Here is a 14,743-nt window from a genome sequence, read left to right as displayed (position 1 = left end):
TAGGTGGCTTGCGATGCTCACCGGCTCGGCGCCCCCGTACTAAAGTACGGTTGCGCTTCTCGGCCACCTCTCCCTTCCGCTCGCTACGGTTTTGTTAGGTGTTGAAATTGCTCGAACCAGACTGATTCCTTTGCGCCAGTGCTTACCGTCCTAGTAAATAGGCTACCATGCGTGCTTGACTGAATTCACGCCATCACCATGACCACCACCAACGACCTCGCCGAACTGTCTCCCCTGGGCAAAAGCTCCGCCTACCGCACCGATTACGCGCCGGAACTGCTGTTTCCGATCCCGCGCCAGGGCAAGCGCGACGAGCTGGAACTGCACGGCACATTACCGTTTTTCGGCCTCGATATCTGGAATGCGTATGAATTGTCGTGGCTGAACCAGCGCGGCAAGCCGCAGGTGGCCATCGCCAAGGTCAGCGCGCCGGCCGATTCGCCGAACATCATCGAATCGAAATCGTTCAAGCTGTACCTGAATTCCTTCAACCAGACCAAGCTGGACAGCCCGGAAGCCCTGTTGATCTTGCTCAAACAGGATTTATCGAAGGGTTTCGGCGCGCCCGTGCAAGTGGAACTGACCTTGCAGGAAGATTTCGGCAAGCTCAAAATGGGCGAATTCGACGGCGTGCTGCTGGACCGCCTGGACCTGGAAATCACGCAATACACACCCTCGCCGCAGCTCTTGAGGGCGGCGTTCGATGATGCGCCGGTGGAAGAAAAACTCGTCTCGCACTTGCTCAAATCGAATTGCCTGGTGACGGGCCAGCCCGACTGGGGCAGCGTGCAGATCGAATATGCGGGACCGCAAATCGACCAGGAAAGCCTGTTGCGATACCTGATCGGTTTCCGCGAGCACAACGAATTCCACGAGCAATGCGTGGAGCGCATCTTTGTCGATATCTTGCGTCAGTGCAAGCCGCAAAAACTGTCCGTGTATGCGCGCTACACGCGCCGCGGCGGACTCGACATCAATCCCTGGCGCAGCAACTTCAGCACGGGAGCGATGCCGGGCAATCTGCGCAATGCACGCCAGTAACGCCAAACAACACCCCGCAACCATGCCAACAGGAATGTTGGCTGTGTTTTAAAACAACGTTGCAGTAGTGCCGCAGAGCATGTCAAAGACGCTGAAAAATCGGAAAATCGGCATTCGGCGGCGGAAAAACCGGCGCGCCGCGTGTTTTTAATCAAGAAATAGCCGATACACGCCGGCGTTATTTTTTTGCTAAAATGATGGCCGCGTGGGCTGTAGCGCCCACTGCGCCCGCAGCGGGCGTATACTGTTGAGAATTGGCGTTACAGGCCGCCGAAACAGGCCTATAATTCGGCTCGCAAGCCCTCTGCGCATTGCACCATTTCATTGAGTGTCATGACTAATCTTAGCAAAATATTATCCCTCGAAAACGTCCTGCTGGACCTGGAAGTCTCCAGTAAAAAGCGCGCCTTCGAGCAAGCCGGCCTGATCTTCGAAAACAATTACGGCATCGCCCGCTCTACCGTCTCGGACAATCTGTTTGCCCGCGAACGCCTGGGCTCGACCGGTCTGGGTCATGGCGTGGCCGTGCCGCATGGCAGGGTCAAGGGCAGCAAAACCTTGAAAGCGCCGCTGGGCGCCTTCGTGCGCCTGGCCGAGCCGATTCCATTCGAATCGCCCGATGGCAAGCCCGTCAATCTGCTGTTTTTCCTGCTGATTCCAGATCATGTCACCCAGCAACATCTGGAAATCCTGTCGGAAATCGCCGAAATGTTTTCCGACGACGCCTTCCGCACGGCACTGGCCACGGATCCGGAACCGAAATCCGTGCATTCGCGCATCGTCAATTGGCAACCCAGTCTGCAAGCGGCGGGTTAAACTTCAGGTATTCCTCCACTCCTGAAGAAGACTGCCATGTTGCAAACGCCGCTGACGATACAACGCCTGTACGACGATAATCGTGAAAGTCTGCAACTGGGCTGGTTCGCCGGCTTCCCCGGCGGCGAACGCCTGATCTCGGGCGACGTCTCGTCGGCCGCCGACCAGGTGGGCCACTTGAACCTGATCCATCCGGGCCGCATCCAGGTCTTCGGCCACCAGGAAATCAATTACTATCAGCGCCTGAAGGTCAACACGCGCACCCACGTGATCGGCGAGCTGATCGCCGGCGGTCCGCCCGCGCTGATCATCGCGCAAGGGCTGGAAACGCCGCCCGACATCCTCGCCATCTGCGACGAGCAAAACATCCCCCTGTTCTCCACCCCGCTGCCGGCCGCGCAAGTGATCGACTTCCTGCGCGTCTACCTGTCGAAAAAATTGGCGCAGCGCATCATCATGCATGGCGTATTCATGGACGTGCTGGGCGTGGGCGTGCTGATCACAGGCGACTCGGGCCTGGGCAAGAGCGAGCTGGGACTGGAACTGATCTCGCGCAGCCATGGCCTGGTGGCCGACGACGCCGTCGAATTCTCGCGCATCGCGCCCAACATGATCGAAGGCCGCTGCCCGCCCCTGCTGCAAAACCTGCTGGAAGTGCGGGGACTGGGCTTGCTCGATATCAAGGCCATCTTTGGCGAAACGGCCGTGCGCCGCAAGATGCGTTTGAAGCTGATCGTGCACCTCGTGCGCCGCAACGCGCTGGAAGAAGAAGTCGAGCGCCTGCCTTTCCTGTTCCCCACGGAAGACGTGCTGGGCTTGCCCGTGCGCAAGGTCGTCATCCCCGTCGCCGCCGGCCGCAACATCGCCGTGCTGCTGGAAGCGGCCGTGCGCAATACGATTTTGCAACTGCGCGGCATCGATACCCTGCAGGAGTTCATGGAACGGCAACGTCTGGCAATGAGCGGCGACTAGTCTGCAGTGGAGTTCACCCTTGCAAGGGTGAACCGTTACGCAGGCGGAGAGCAATGCTCTCCGCAACCCTTGCTACATCAGAGATCGGCAATCAGCGGGGATTCATCTGCAAGAAGCTCGCCCTGTTTTGTTTAACCAATACTACAGTCCAAATTGCAATAATTTGTAAAGATAGTTGCCTTGGGAGCGGAGCGCCGGTCTTTATTGTATGATCGGGTTATGCATATCGTCCTTATCACCGGAATATCCGGCTCCGGTAAATCCGTCGCGCTCAATGTGCTGGAAGATACCGGTTACTATTGTGTCGACAACCTGCCACCGGCCTTGCTGCCCAGCCTGGTGCAGACCCTGCTCGACGAAGGTACACCGCAACTGGCCGTCGCCGTCGATGCGCGCAGCGCCGAGTCGCTGACCAGCCTGCCGCACAATGTGGCCCTGCTGCGCGACCAGGGGCACGACGTCAAGGTCATGTTCCTGACAGCCACCACGCATTCGCTGGTGGCGCGCTTCTCGGAAACGCGGCGCAGCCATCCGCTGTCGCACGAATTGCGTCCGAACCAGAATCCGGCCAGCCGCCGCACCCTGATCGAGTGCATTTCGGAAGAGCGCGAACGCCTGTCGGCCATCGAACAGCTGGGCCATGTGATCGACACGTCGGAACTGAGCGCCAACAAGCTGCGTGCCTGGATCAAGGATATCGTCGCCTCCGAGCGCGCGCCGCTGACCCTGTTCTTCGAATCGTTCGCCTTCAAGCTGGGCGTGCCGCTGGACGCCGATTTCGTCTTCGACGTGCGGGCCTTGCCGAATCCCTATTACGACCTGGCCTTGCGCCCCCTCGACGGACGCGACGCGCCCGTGATCGCCTTCCTCGACGCGCAGCCCAGCGCGCTGGAATTGCTGGCCGACATCCGCGCCTTCATCGAGAAATGGTTGCCGTCATTCAAGTCCGACAACCGCAGCTACCTGACGGTAGCCCTGGGTTGCACGGGCGGCCAGCACCGCTCCGTGTACATGGCGGAGCGGCTGGCGCAATACTTCGGCCCCAACGAGCGCGTCGTTCTGCGCCACCGCGAGCGCAGCTAATTAATTAATCGAGGTGGCGCAGCGGATGCGCCGCGGCCGGCCAGACGGGGGCGAAGAAGCGCGCCACCATGGCCGCGTCGACTTCGTCCAGGCTCGCGGGGTTCCAGCGGGGCGCATTGTCCTTGTCGACTACCAGCGCGCGCACGCCCTCGAGCACTTCGCCATGTTCGAAATTGTGGCGCACGACTGTGCGCTCCAGGCGCAGGCAATCGGCCACGCCCAGGTGGGCGCCGCGCAGCAGCAATTCCAGGGTCACCGACATCATCAAGGGCGAACGCAGGCGCATGGCCGCCAGCGCCTTGGCGGCGAACGCGCTGTCGTCCTGCGCCAGCGAGGCCATGATGGCCGCCACCGAGCCCGCACTGAAATGGCGGTCCAGCGCCGCGCGCGCCGTAGCCAGGGGAGAAACGCCCGCCTCGGCCTGAAATGGCGCCGCCAGCGCCTTGATGGCGACCGGCAAGGCCTCGCCCGGCGTCGACTCGAACAGGGCCAGCAGCGCCCCCATCTGCGCTTCGGGCAGGTAGACGTCGGCCAGGCCCGTGTACAGGGCGTCGGCCGCGTTGATCGTCAAGCCCGTCAAGCCCAGGTACAGGCCCAACTGGCCGGCCAGGCGGGACAGGAAATAACTGCCGCCCACGTCCGGGAACAGGCCAATATTGACTTCCGGCATGGCCATGCGCGTGCGGCCCGTGACGATACGCAAGCGGTTGCCTGGCCCGGCTTGCGCCACGCCCATGCCGCCGCCCATCACCACGCCATCCATCACGGCGATATACGGTTTCGGATAGAAATGAATCACATGATTTAAAGCATATTCTTCCGTAAAGAAATCTTCCAGCAGGGCGCTGCCGCCTTGCGGCGTGGCCAGACCCGCATCGTAAAAGAAACGGATGTCGCCGCCGGCGCACAGGGCTTTGTCGCTGCTGGAGCGGATCACGACGGCGTCCACCTGCGGATCGTCGCGCCAGGCCAGCAGGGCCGCGCTCAGGGCGCGCACCATCTCCAGCGACAGGGAATTCAAGGCTTTCGGACGGTCGAGCACGATGTGCCCGGTGCGGTTGCGGATGGAAGTCTGGACGAAGTCGCTCATGGCAGGCAGGAAAGAAGTGAAAGTGCGAATATTCTAATGCCTGCGCGGGGAACATTGCGTTCCGCTGGGCGCAAAAAAGGGCGCAATGTGCGCCCTTAGTTGATCACAACTGCTGGAAGCGGGTGGCCTTAGACGGCGACGACGGCTTCTTCCTCGGAGTTGTCTGGCAGATGCTTGATCGCCTCTTTACCGTGCCCTTGCACTTTGGTTTTGTATTTCATCACTTGCCTATCGAGCTTGTCGATCAGGGTATCGATCGCGGCGTACAGGTCGTGCGCCAAGCTTTCCACATAGACAGTCTTGCCGCTCAAACGCAGGTTGACTTCAGCCTTTTGACGTTTTTCTTTCTCTTTGAGGTTATCCACGGTCAGAATCACGGCGATATCGATGACTTGATCGAAATGACGTTTCACGCGCTCCAGCTTCGTTTGTACGTATTCACGGATGGCTGGTGTCACTTCGAGATGATGTCCGCTGATGGTGAGATTCATACACACTCCTAAAGATGATCGGGTTCGTGCGGTCCATCCTATCCGGCCCGCAGAGGAACCGAAAAAAACTTACAAACACTTACGCAGGCTCACTGGCGGAATTTTTAATGCTTCCCGGTATTTGGCAACAGTACGTCGCGCAATCACCATGCCTTGTTCCCCCAGCATGTCCGCAATCTTACTGTCGGATAAAGGATTTTTAGGGTCTTCTGCTCCTGTCAGTTGCACGATCAATGCCCGTATCGCCGTCGATGACGCTTCGCCCCCCGCTTCGGTGGCGACGTGGCTACCAAAGAAATATTTCAACTCAAACATGCCGTGCGGGGTCAGCATGTACTTTTGAGTTGTTACCCGCGAGATAGTACTCTCGTGTAAACCCAGTGTATCAGCTATTTCACGGAGCACAAGGGGGCGCATGGCAACGGCCCCATGCGAGAAAAAGTTCTTTTGTCTTTCTACTATCGCCTGCGCCACGCGCAGGATCGTGTCAAAGCGCTGGCGCATATTCTTGATCAGCCACTTGGCTTCCTGCAACTGTGCGCCCATGGCGCCCTCCCCCTTGCCCTGCTTGAGCAGGTTGGCGTACATGGCGTTGACGCGCAGGCGCGGCATGACGTCGTTGTTCAGGGTGACTTGCCAGCCATTGCGCGCGCGCTTGACGACGACGTCAGGCACCACGTAATCGGAGACGTCCGAGGCGAACACGGCGCCCGGATGCGGATTGCACTGGCGAATCACCGTCTGCGCTTCGCGCAAGTCTTCATCGTCGCAATCGAGGGCTTTTTTGAGCTTGTTGAAATCGCGCTGGGCAAACCAGGCCAGGTGCTTTTCCACGATGACGAGGGCCATGCGCCGCGTCACCATGGCGATGTGCGGCAAGCGCCTGATTTGCAGGGCCAGGCATTCGGACGCGTTGCGCGCGCCCACGCCCGGCGGATCGAAACTTTGCAGCAGCGACAAGGCCGTGCGCATCTCGTCGGCGTCGATTTCCAGCTCTTCCGGCAGGCGCGCCAGGATGTCGTCGAGCGACTCTTCCAGGTAGCCATTGTCGTCGAGCGCGTCGATGATCAGCTCGACCAGCGCGCGGTCGCGCAATTCGAGCACCGTCACGCGCATCTGCTCCATCAGGTGTTCGCGCAGGGTGCAGTGATGGGCCTCCAATTGCGGACGCGAATCTTCGTCGTCGGGCGCCTTGCCCCGGCTTGCCTCGCTCCAGTCGCTGTCGCCGCCATCCGCGGCGGCCGGGCTGTCGCCCCCCTCGCCGTCAAACGCTTCCCCTTCGGCCGGCGCCGCGGGCGCCTCCTGGCTTGGAGGCTGGGGCGGCGCTTCGGCTGGCGCGGCCGTGGAACTCAAGGCCCCGTCGGACAGCAGGCGCAGCGAACGGTCGAGCGGATCGTCTAGGCGTTCGAGCAAGGGATTGTCCGTCAGCAATTGCTCGAGTTCCTGGTGCAATTCCAGGGTAGACAATTGCAACAGGCGTATCGATTGCTGCAACTGCGGCGTCAGTGCCAGGTGCTGCGAAGTGCGCAGCTGCAATGATTGTTTCATTGGCTTACATGCGGAAGTGTTCGCCCAGATAGACCCGGCGTACCGACTCGTTCGCAATGATGTCGTCGGGGCGTCCCGACGCCAGCACCGAGCCCTGGTTGATGATGTAGGCGCGGTCGCAGATACCCAGCGTCTCACGCACATTATGATCGGTGATCAGCACGCCGATATTGCGCTCCTTCAAGAAACGCACGATGCGCTGGATCTCGATCACGGCGATCGGATCGACGCCGGCGAACGGCTCGTCGAGCAGCACGAAACGGGGATCGGTGGCCAGCGCGCGGGCGATTTCCACGCGGCGGCGTTCGCCGCCGGACAGGGACAGCGCCTGGTTCTCGCGCAGCTTTTCAATCTGCAAGTCGGCCAGCAATTTATCCAGCCGCTCCTCGATCTCGGCCTTCGTCAGCGGACGGCCCTCGACGGTCTGGATTTCCAGCACGGCGCGGATATTGTCTTCCACCGTCAGCTTGCGGAAAACGGACGCTTCCTGCGGCAGGTAGGACAGGCCCATCTGCGCGCGGCGGTGGATCGGCAGGCTGGAGATATCCACGCCGCTGATATCGATGCTGCCGCCATCGGACGGCACCAAGCCGACGATCATGTAGAACGAGGTGGTCTTGCCGGCGCCGTTCGGACCCAGCAAGCCCACCACTTCGCCGCATTCGACTTGCAGCGAGACATCATGCACGACTTGCCGCTTGCCATAGGTTTTTTGCAGCCCGCGAACGATCAGGGTGCTGCCGCAACGTGTATTTTCCATTATTTCTTTCCTGGCGCGGGCGTGGCCGGCGCTTTCTCCGCTGCCGGCGCCTTGGTCTTCGGCTGGATCACCATGCGCACGCTGCCGCCATCGGCGGTGCTGGTGCCGCTGTTGGAATTTTCCATCGCAAATTCTTCCTTGCGGCTGTCATACGAGATGAAAGCGCCATTGGCCACATCGGTGACTTTCGCGCCTTCCAGGCGCGTCAGCTTGGCTCTGGAAAACAGTTTCACCACTTCCGTCTTGTTGTCGTACTCCACGCGCTCCGCTTCGCCTTCGACCCACAGGTCGCCCGCGCCATCGCGCTTCTGGCGGAAGGTCGCAAGCTTGCCGGGATCGGCCCAGAAGGTGATGAACTGGTAGCCTTGCGGGTCTTCCGTGATCAGGGCCCGGCCCGCCTTCATGGTCAGGGTCCCCTTGACCAGCACGACGTCGCCCGTCAGGGTGCGCACCTGCTTGATGTCATCGACGTGGCCGCTGCGTGCCGTGATGACGGCTTCCTTCTCGGAATCGGCCTTCTCGGCATGCGCCACGCCCATGATGGCCAGCGAAAATACGGTCAACAGCAAGATGTTCTTCATAGTATGGTTTCCTTGTTTCATTCTGTCATTTTGCCGCCGCGGCCGGGCGCGGTTTCGGCGGGAGGACCATGCGCAGCGCATTCTGCACTTCCACCACGCCGGTGGCGTTATTCGCCTTCATGCCGACGCCATTGATGCGCGAGGCGCCCGTCAGGATATCGACAGGCACGTCCGTTTCCATTCTTTCCTCGTCCGGGAACACCGTCAGCGCTTCCGTCTTGACCGTCAGGTTCTGCGCCTTCGGACTGGCCACGCGGTCGATCACGACCTTGCGGTGCAGTTGCAGCCGGGTATTGTCCTGGTCGATATGCGCCAGCTCCGCATTCATGTTCATCGGCGGCATGCCTGGCGTGAGCTTGCGCACGAAGGGCTGGTCGATATCGGACGAATCGTCCAGCGGATAATGCGTGAGCTTGGTGCCCGACACGATATAGCTGGGCTTGCCCGTCAAGTCCATGCGCACCATGCTGAAATTGGTGATGAAATAGTCGGGCTCATCCAGATGCTTGCTGGCCGTGATGTCCTGGCCATTCTTGTTCATCACCTCGAGCAGCCAAAAGCTGCCCAGCGCGACGACAACCGCGCCCAGCACGGTAAAAATCATGCGCCAGCGATGGGCGCCTCCTGGCTTACGCATAGGGCTTCACTCTTTCAAAGGTCACTGGCGAGGCGGCGCGCCTCACTCCAGGAACGGCGCCATGACGCGCGCATAGTTGTCCTGGGCGCGCAGCAGGAATTCGCAGATTTCGCGCACCGCGCCGCGGCCGCCGCCGGCCTGCGTCACATGGTGCGCCAGGCCCTGCGCCTCCGGACGCCCGCCCGGCACGCTGACGGCAAAGCCGACGCGCTTCAGGATGGGCGCGTCGATGACGTCGTCGCCGATATAGCCGCATTGCTCTTCCGTCAAGCCCGTCAGCGCCAGCAATTCGCGAAACGGCGTCAGCTTGTCGTGGCCGCCCTGGTGCACATGGGTAATACCCAGGTCTTGCGCGCGGCGCGCCGTGATGGCCGAGCGGCGCGCGCTGATGATGGCCGTCTGCACGCCCGATTCCTGCAACAGCTTGATGCCCAGGCCATCATACACATTAAACGTCTTCATCATCTCGCCGTCCGGGCCGAAATGCAGGCTGCCGTCGGTGAGCACGCCATCGACGTCAAAGATCATCAGTTTGACCTTGGCCGCCCGCGCCAGATTGTCCGCCACGCTGTCCATCAGATCACCTTCGCTTGCGTCAGATCATGGATATGCAGCGCGCCCACCAGCTTGCCGTCGGCATCGACGACCAGCATCTGGTTGATGCGGAACTGCTCCATCACGGCCACGGCGTCGACGGCCAGGCGTTCGGGCGCGATGCTGCGCGGCTGCGCATGCATGACGTCGCGGATCGCCACTTGCGTGAAATCCTGCACGCGCTCGAACATGCGGCGCAAATCGCCATCCGTAAACACGCCCACGGGACGGTCGTCCGCATCGACGACGGCCGTCATGCCCATGCCCTTCTTCGTCATTTCTTCCAGCGCCTGCAGCAGCGAGGCGTCCACCGGCACCTTCGGCACCCGTTCGCCGCTGCGCATGACGTCATGCACGTGCGTGAGCAAACGGCGGCCCAGGGCGCCGCCCGGGTGCGAGCGGGCGAAATCTTCTTCCTTGAAGCCGCGCAAGTCGAGCAAGGCCACGGCGATCGCGTCGCCCAGGGCCAGGGTGACGGTGGTGCTGGCCGTCGGCGCCAGGTTCAGCGGACAGGCTTCTTTCTCAACAGAAATATCCAGGTGCACGTCGGCCAATTGCGCCAGGCTCGAGTTCGGCTTGCCCGTCATGGAAATGAGCACGCCGCCCATGCGCTTGACGACGGGCATGATGGCCATCAGTTCCGATGATTCGCCGGAGTACGATATGGCAATAAAAGCATCGTCCGAGGTGACCATGCCCAGGTCGCCATGGGCCGCTTCGGCCGGATGCACGAACAGGGCCGGCGTGCCGGTGGAAGCGAGGGTGGCGGCAATCTTGCGCGCGATATGGCCGGACTTGCCGATGCCGGAGACGACGACACGTCCCTTACATTGCAGCAACATCGCCACGGCGCGGCCCACGCTGTCGTCCGTGGCCAGGCGCGCGTGCAGCGCATCGATGGCGTCGGACTCGATCTGCAAGGTGGTGCGGGCCAGCGCGACAGCGCGCTCGATCGTCGCTTGCATGTCAATTCGATCAAAAGCTTTCAGCATTGTTTTTTCATGGGTTACACTCATGCCCAAAGTATAAACGAATTAGGAAAGCAAAAAACTTGCCAGTCACAACAAACAACGATTTCCATTGACCGTCCCGGGCAACCCATGTTTTCCTCGCTTGAACTGACCCTGATGTTACTCGGCAGCGCCGTGCTGGGCGTGGTCGCTTTCAGAATGTTGCATTTGCCGCCCATGCTGGGCTACCTGGCCGTCGGCATCGTCATCGGCCCCCACGCGCTGGGCCTGGCGGCGGAAAACGAGGCCAGCCACACCCTGGCCGAGTTCGGCGTCGTCTTCCTGATGTTTTCCATCGGGCTCGAATTTTCTCTACCCAAGTTCCTCGCCATGCGGCGCATCGTCTTCGGCCTCGGCATGGCGCAGGTGGTCACCACCATCATCGCCACCGTCGTCTTCGGCTGGTTTGTCGCCCGTTACCTGTCTGCCTACATCCACCTGAGCTGGCAAGCCGCGTTCGCCCTGGGCGGCGCGCTGGCCATGTCGTCGACGGCCATCGTCTCGAAAATGCTCACGGAGCGGCTGGAACTGGAAAGCGAACACGGCCGCAAGATCATCGGCATCCTGCTGTTCCAGGACCTGGCCGTCGTGCCCCTGCTGATCCTGATCCCCGCCCTCACCCGCGACTCGGACAACCTGGCCGAAACGCTGGCCTGGGCCGGCGGCAAGGCCCTGGTGGTGCTGATCTTGCTGCTGTTCATCGGCCAGAAGATGGTGCGCGGCTGGCTGACCATCGTCGCCAAGCGTCGCTCGCAAGAGTTGTTCATGCTCAACCTGCTGTTGATTACCCTGGGGGCGGCGTGGATCACGGAACGGGCAGGATTGTCGCTGGCCCTGGGGGCCTTTGTTGCCGGCATGCTTATTTCCGAGACGGAATTCAAGCACCAGGTGGAAGAGGATATCAAACCCTTCCGCGACGTGCTGCTGGGCCTATTCTTCATCACCGTCGGCATGCTGCTCAATATCCGCGTGGTGCTCGACAACTGGTGGCTCGTGCTGCTCTTGCTGTGCGGCCCCGTGCTGCTGAAATTCGCCCTGATCGCGGGCCTGGCCCGGCTGTTCGGCTCCAGCAACGGCGTGGCCTTGCGCACAGGGCTGGGCCTGGCGCAGGCGGGCGAATTCGGCTTCGTGCTGCTGAATCTGGCCGGCGGCATCAAACTGATGGACCCGTTCGTCGTGCAGGTGGTGCTGGCCTCGATGGTGCTGTCGATGCTGGTGGCGCCCTTCCTCATCGCCAAGTCCGACGCCATCGTCATGAAACTGGCGGCCAACGACTGGATGATGCAATCCTTGGCGTTGACGAAGATCGCCACGCGCACCATGGCGTCACAGAAACACGTGCTGATCGCCGGATTCGGACGCAGCGGGCAAAGCCTGGCCACCCTGCTGGCGGAAGAAAAGATCGAATACCACGCGCTGGACCTGGACCCGGAACGGGTGCAGGAAGCGCAGCTGGCCGGCGCCCACGTCTCGTATGGCGACGCGGGCCGGCGCGAAAGCCTGGTGGCAGCAGGCATCTACCGGGCCAGCGCCGTGGTGATCACGTATGCCAACACGCCCTCGGCACTGAGGTTATTGCATTTACTCAAAGAAATGGCGCCAACCTTGCCCGTCATCGTGCGCAGCCACGACGATACCGACCTCGACCAGCTGAAGAAGGCGGGCGCGGCCGAAGTGGTGCCGGAATTGATGGAAGGCAGTTTGATGCTCGCTTCGCATGCGCTGATCATGATGGGCGTGCCCCTGCGGCGCGTGGTGCACCGCGTGCAGGCGGCGCGCGAGGAACGCTATGCCTCGCTGCGCGGCTATTTCCACGGTTCCAGCGATGCGGGCGACGATGCGGAACTGGAACGCCTGCATACGGTCACCGTCAGCGAAGACGCGCACTGCGTGGACCTGCCCTTGAGTGCGATCGACGTGGCCGGCTGCGGCGCGTTTGTCACGGCCATCCGCCGCGGCCGCGGCAACCTCGATGTCACCCCCGAGACGCAGCTGGCCAGCGGCGACGTGGTGGTGCTGCGCGGCACGGCCGACGCCGTGGCCAAAGCGGAAACATTGCTATTAAAATAACTATTCGGACGGTGCCTGCCAGCTGATGACCTTGTTGCGGCCATCGGCCTTGGCCTGGTACAGGGCCTGGTCGGCGTGCGCCACCAGTTGCTGCGCCACCGTTTCGATCGGTAGCAGCGCCGCGTCCGCTTCCAGGCTGGCCACGCCGATCGAGACGCTGACCCACGCCTGCGCGCTGCCCGGCAAGTCGAACATGGTGCCGGCGATGCTGGCGCGGATGCGTTCGGCCACGAAAGTAGCGCTGTCGAGGTCGGCGTCGATCAGCAGGACGACGAATTCCTCGCCGCCGAAGCGGCCCAGCGCATCGGAACGGCGCAATTCCGTGCGGATGCGCGTGGCCACTTCGCGCAGCACTTCATCGCCGCCCTGGTGGCCATAGGTGTCATTGACCAGCTTGAAATGGTCAATATCGATATACATGCATGAAATGCAATAATTCTGGCGCCGCGCACGGGCGATTTCTTCCAGCAGCCGGCGGTCGATATAACGGCGGTTGTAGACGCCCGTCAAGGAATCGGTCAAGCCGATGTATTTCAGCATTTCATTGCTGATCACGTTTTCCAGGCAAATAGCGATGATGGAAGCCATGTGCTTGATGAAATCCGTGCCCAGCACGGGCGTAAAGCGCGTCACGTCGCTGCTGGCCAGATTCAGGCTGCCAATCAGGCGCTTGTTGCGCAGCAAGGGCACCAGCGCCACGCTGCGCAGGGGCGAGTCGATGCCCGGGAAACGCGGACCATGCACGGCGGCATCGAAAGCGCCCAGCAGCGGCAGCGGCGGCAAGGCCGCTTCGCCCTCGGCCACGGGCGCCGACGGGGCAAAACCCAGCTCTGCCACGGCATGCACGAACAGCAACTGCGGGAAGGCGCTGAAATCGACGCCCAGCTTTTCCATCACCAGCACGATATCGTCATCCTCGTCGAGCAGGCTCAAAGTGACGCCGTCGAGGTCGGAAATCACGGGCAAGGTGCGAAAAATGGTGCCGATCAGTTCGGGAAACGTGGACGCGCCGACGATTTCCAGGTCGAACGCCTGGTGGCGGCACATGATGTCGTGGTTGCGCTCGACCTGTTCCAACAGGAAAGCCATGCGCGCCCGCAAGGCCTGGTTTTCGGCTTCGAGGCTGGCAATGCGCGGATCCGGCGGTATTGCTTGATTCATAGAAACCTTAAACCCTTCTGTGCGGGCGCCATGCTTAAAATGCCAGTTCGAAACCGATGTCCTGCCCCACCACGATACGCTCATCGCCGCCTTCGGTGACGATGGCGTTCATGCCAAAGCAGATGGCGCCGTCAAGCTCGGGCTTGGCGCGGTAGCCGTGCATGACGTCGAGCGGGTCCGGTCCGGGCACGCCCGTGGCCTGGTCCACCGACGGAATCGGGCAGCGCGAGCACGGCTTGACGGGTTTTAAGACGGTCGCGCCGAATTGCAGGAAGTCGGCGTAGTCTTCCTCGAAGGCGCCGATATCGCCGATGACGAGGTTCGGGCGGAAACGGTTCATCGGCAAGGCCTCGCGGCCGGCGGCGCGCAGCTTGTCATTGACATCGGCTAGCGAAGCGCTGCCGGCGATCAGCACCGGGTAGCCGTCGGCAAACATGGTCGAGGCGGCCACGCCGTCCGTCCACTTCGTGCTGGTGGCGCGCACCACGTCCGGATGAAAGCGCGCCAGGCGGCACGGCACGCCGATGGCCTTGGAAAACCAGGTGGCCGTGACGTCGTCGCAATCGTAGGCGCGCACGGTATCGTCCCACACTTGCACGTCCAGCATGGGTGCCAGTTGCGGATGCGGCAAGCCCAGCTCGATTTCCAGCCGCAGCATGCCCGGCGCGCGCAATTCCAGGGAGGTGGCCTTGATGGATGGCACGATCAGCGCCATGCGCGGATGTTCGCGCTGCGTCAGGAAGCGGCCTTGCGCGTCCACCACCATCCATTCGCGGTCGAACACATGCTCGCTCATCAGCCCTGAGCGCGTCAGGACGGCCTCGCGCAAATGGATGCCGGCGCACGATTTGATCGGATACAGGATGATGTCGGACAGGATAGCCATGGA

15 protein-coding genes are annotated in these 14,743 nt (G+C 61.7%); 5 read left to right on the top strand and 10 right to left on the bottom strand.

Features of this window, described 5'->3' with window-relative positions; translation table 11 throughout:
* The first annotated feature begins 198 nt into the window (after window positions 1–198).
* The 4 genes from queF (at window position 199) to rapZ (ending at window position 3,912) form a co-directional block, all read left to right on the top strand.
* Window positions 199–1,041: an NADPH-dependent 7-cyano-7-deazaguanine reductase QueF gene (queF, locus tag BZG29_RS03660; protein ID WP_077398955.1), complete on the top strand. Its 843-nt coding sequence runs from the start codon at window positions 199–201 to the stop codon at window positions 1,039–1,041.
* Between the two features lie 333 nt (window positions 1,042–1,374).
* Entirely contained in the window at window positions 1,375–1,857 is a 483-nt protein-coding gene (locus BZG29_RS03655; protein ID WP_071079718.1) for a PTS sugar transporter subunit IIA, read from the top strand.
* A 36-nt stretch (window positions 1,858–1,893) separates the two neighbouring features.
* Window positions 1,894–2,829, top strand: coding sequence for an HPr(Ser) kinase/phosphatase (hprK, locus tag BZG29_RS03650; RefSeq protein ID WP_034753337.1), 936 nt, complete (start codon window positions 1,894–1,896; stop codon window positions 2,827–2,829).
* A 219-nt stretch (window positions 2,830–3,048) separates the two neighbouring features.
* On the top strand, window positions 3,049–3,912 hold the full coding sequence (gene rapZ, locus BZG29_RS03645; RefSeq protein WP_035824128.1) for an RNase adapter RapZ: 864 nt from the start codon (window positions 3,049–3,051) through the stop codon (window positions 3,910–3,912).
* A gap of 4 nt (window positions 3,913–3,916) precedes the next feature.
* Here the strand turns inward: rapZ and BZG29_RS03640 are convergent, their stop codons facing one another.
* The 8 genes from BZG29_RS03640 to BZG29_RS03605 form a co-directional block, all read right to left on the bottom strand.
* Window positions 3,917–5,002: an enoyl-CoA hydratase/isomerase family protein gene (locus BZG29_RS03640; protein WP_077398953.1), complete on the bottom strand. Its 1,086-nt coding sequence runs from the start codon at window positions 5,000–5,002 to the stop codon at window positions 3,917–3,919.
* A gap of 128 nt (window positions 5,003–5,130) precedes the next feature.
* Window positions 5,131–5,493, bottom strand: coding sequence for a ribosome-associated translation inhibitor RaiA (gene raiA, locus BZG29_RS03635; RefSeq protein ID WP_034778388.1), 363 nt, complete (start codon window positions 5,491–5,493; stop codon window positions 5,131–5,133).
* Between the two features lie 69 nt (window positions 5,494–5,562).
* The gene (locus tag BZG29_RS03630) at window positions 5,563–7,041 is read right to left on the bottom strand and encodes an RNA polymerase factor sigma-54 (protein WP_077398951.1); all 1,479 of its coding nucleotides are present in this window, start codon (window positions 7,039–7,041) and stop codon (window positions 5,563–5,565) included.
* Window positions 7,042–7,045: 4 nt separating this feature from the next.
* Window positions 7,046–7,801 carry an LPS export ABC transporter ATP-binding protein gene (gene lptB / locus BZG29_RS03625; RefSeq protein ID WP_077398949.1) on the bottom strand — a complete coding sequence of 252 codons (756 nt, stop codon included), beginning with the start codon at window positions 7,799–7,801 and terminating at the stop codon, window positions 7,046–7,048.
* The gene (lptA, locus tag BZG29_RS03620; RefSeq protein ID WP_077398947.1) at window positions 7,801–8,382 is read right to left on the bottom strand and encodes a lipopolysaccharide transport periplasmic protein LptA; all 582 of its coding nucleotides are present in this window, start codon (window positions 8,380–8,382) and stop codon (window positions 7,801–7,803) included. The genes lptB and lptA overlap by 1 nt, the downstream gene beginning before the upstream one ends.
* Window positions 8,383–8,407: 25 nt before the next feature.
* The gene (gene lptC, locus BZG29_RS03615; protein WP_253192771.1) at window positions 8,408–9,019 is read right to left on the bottom strand and encodes an LPS export ABC transporter periplasmic protein LptC; all 612 of its coding nucleotides are present in this window, start codon (window positions 9,017–9,019) and stop codon (window positions 8,408–8,410) included.
* Between the two features lie 42 nt (window positions 9,020–9,061).
* Window positions 9,062–9,595 carry an HAD hydrolase family protein gene (locus BZG29_RS03610; protein ID WP_077398943.1) on the bottom strand — a complete coding sequence of 178 codons (534 nt, stop codon included), beginning with the start codon at window positions 9,593–9,595 and terminating at the stop codon, window positions 9,062–9,064.
* Window positions 9,595–10,605, bottom strand: a complete 1,011-nt coding sequence (locus BZG29_RS03605) for a KpsF/GutQ family sugar-phosphate isomerase (RefSeq protein ID WP_077398941.1) — start codon at window positions 10,603–10,605, stop codon at window positions 9,595–9,597. The genes BZG29_RS03610 and BZG29_RS03605 overlap by 1 nt, the downstream gene beginning before the upstream one ends.
* A gap of 108 nt (window positions 10,606–10,713) precedes the next feature.
* Between BZG29_RS03605 and BZG29_RS03600 the strand changes: the two genes are divergently transcribed.
* On the top strand, window positions 10,714–12,693 hold the full coding sequence (locus BZG29_RS03600) for a monovalent cation:proton antiporter family protein (RefSeq protein WP_077398939.1): 1,980 nt from the start codon (window positions 10,714–10,716) through the stop codon (window positions 12,691–12,693).
* Here the strand turns inward: BZG29_RS03600 and BZG29_RS03595 are convergent, their stop codons facing one another.
* Together BZG29_RS03595 and BZG29_RS03590 are read right to left on the bottom strand one after the other, a co-directional pair.
* On the bottom strand, window positions 12,694–13,854 hold the full coding sequence (locus BZG29_RS03595) for a DUF484 family protein (RefSeq protein ID WP_077398937.1): 1,161 nt from the start codon (window positions 13,852–13,854) through the stop codon (window positions 12,694–12,696).
* A 34-nt stretch (window positions 13,855–13,888) separates the two neighbouring features.
* Complete coding sequence (locus BZG29_RS03590) at window positions 13,889–14,740, bottom strand: MOSC N-terminal beta barrel domain-containing protein (RefSeq protein ID WP_077398935.1); 852 nt, start codon at window positions 14,738–14,740, stop codon at window positions 13,889–13,891.
* Window positions 14,741–14,743 lie beyond the last annotated feature (3 nt).

The sequence above is a fragment of the Janthinobacterium sp. LM6 genome (assembly GCF_002002885.1).
GTDB lineage: Bacteria > Pseudomonadota > Gammaproteobacteria > Burkholderiales > Burkholderiaceae_D > Janthinobacterium > Janthinobacterium kumbetense.
Note: the sequence above shows the minus strand (reverse complement) of the source record. Positions and strands in the feature narration are given on the sequence as shown.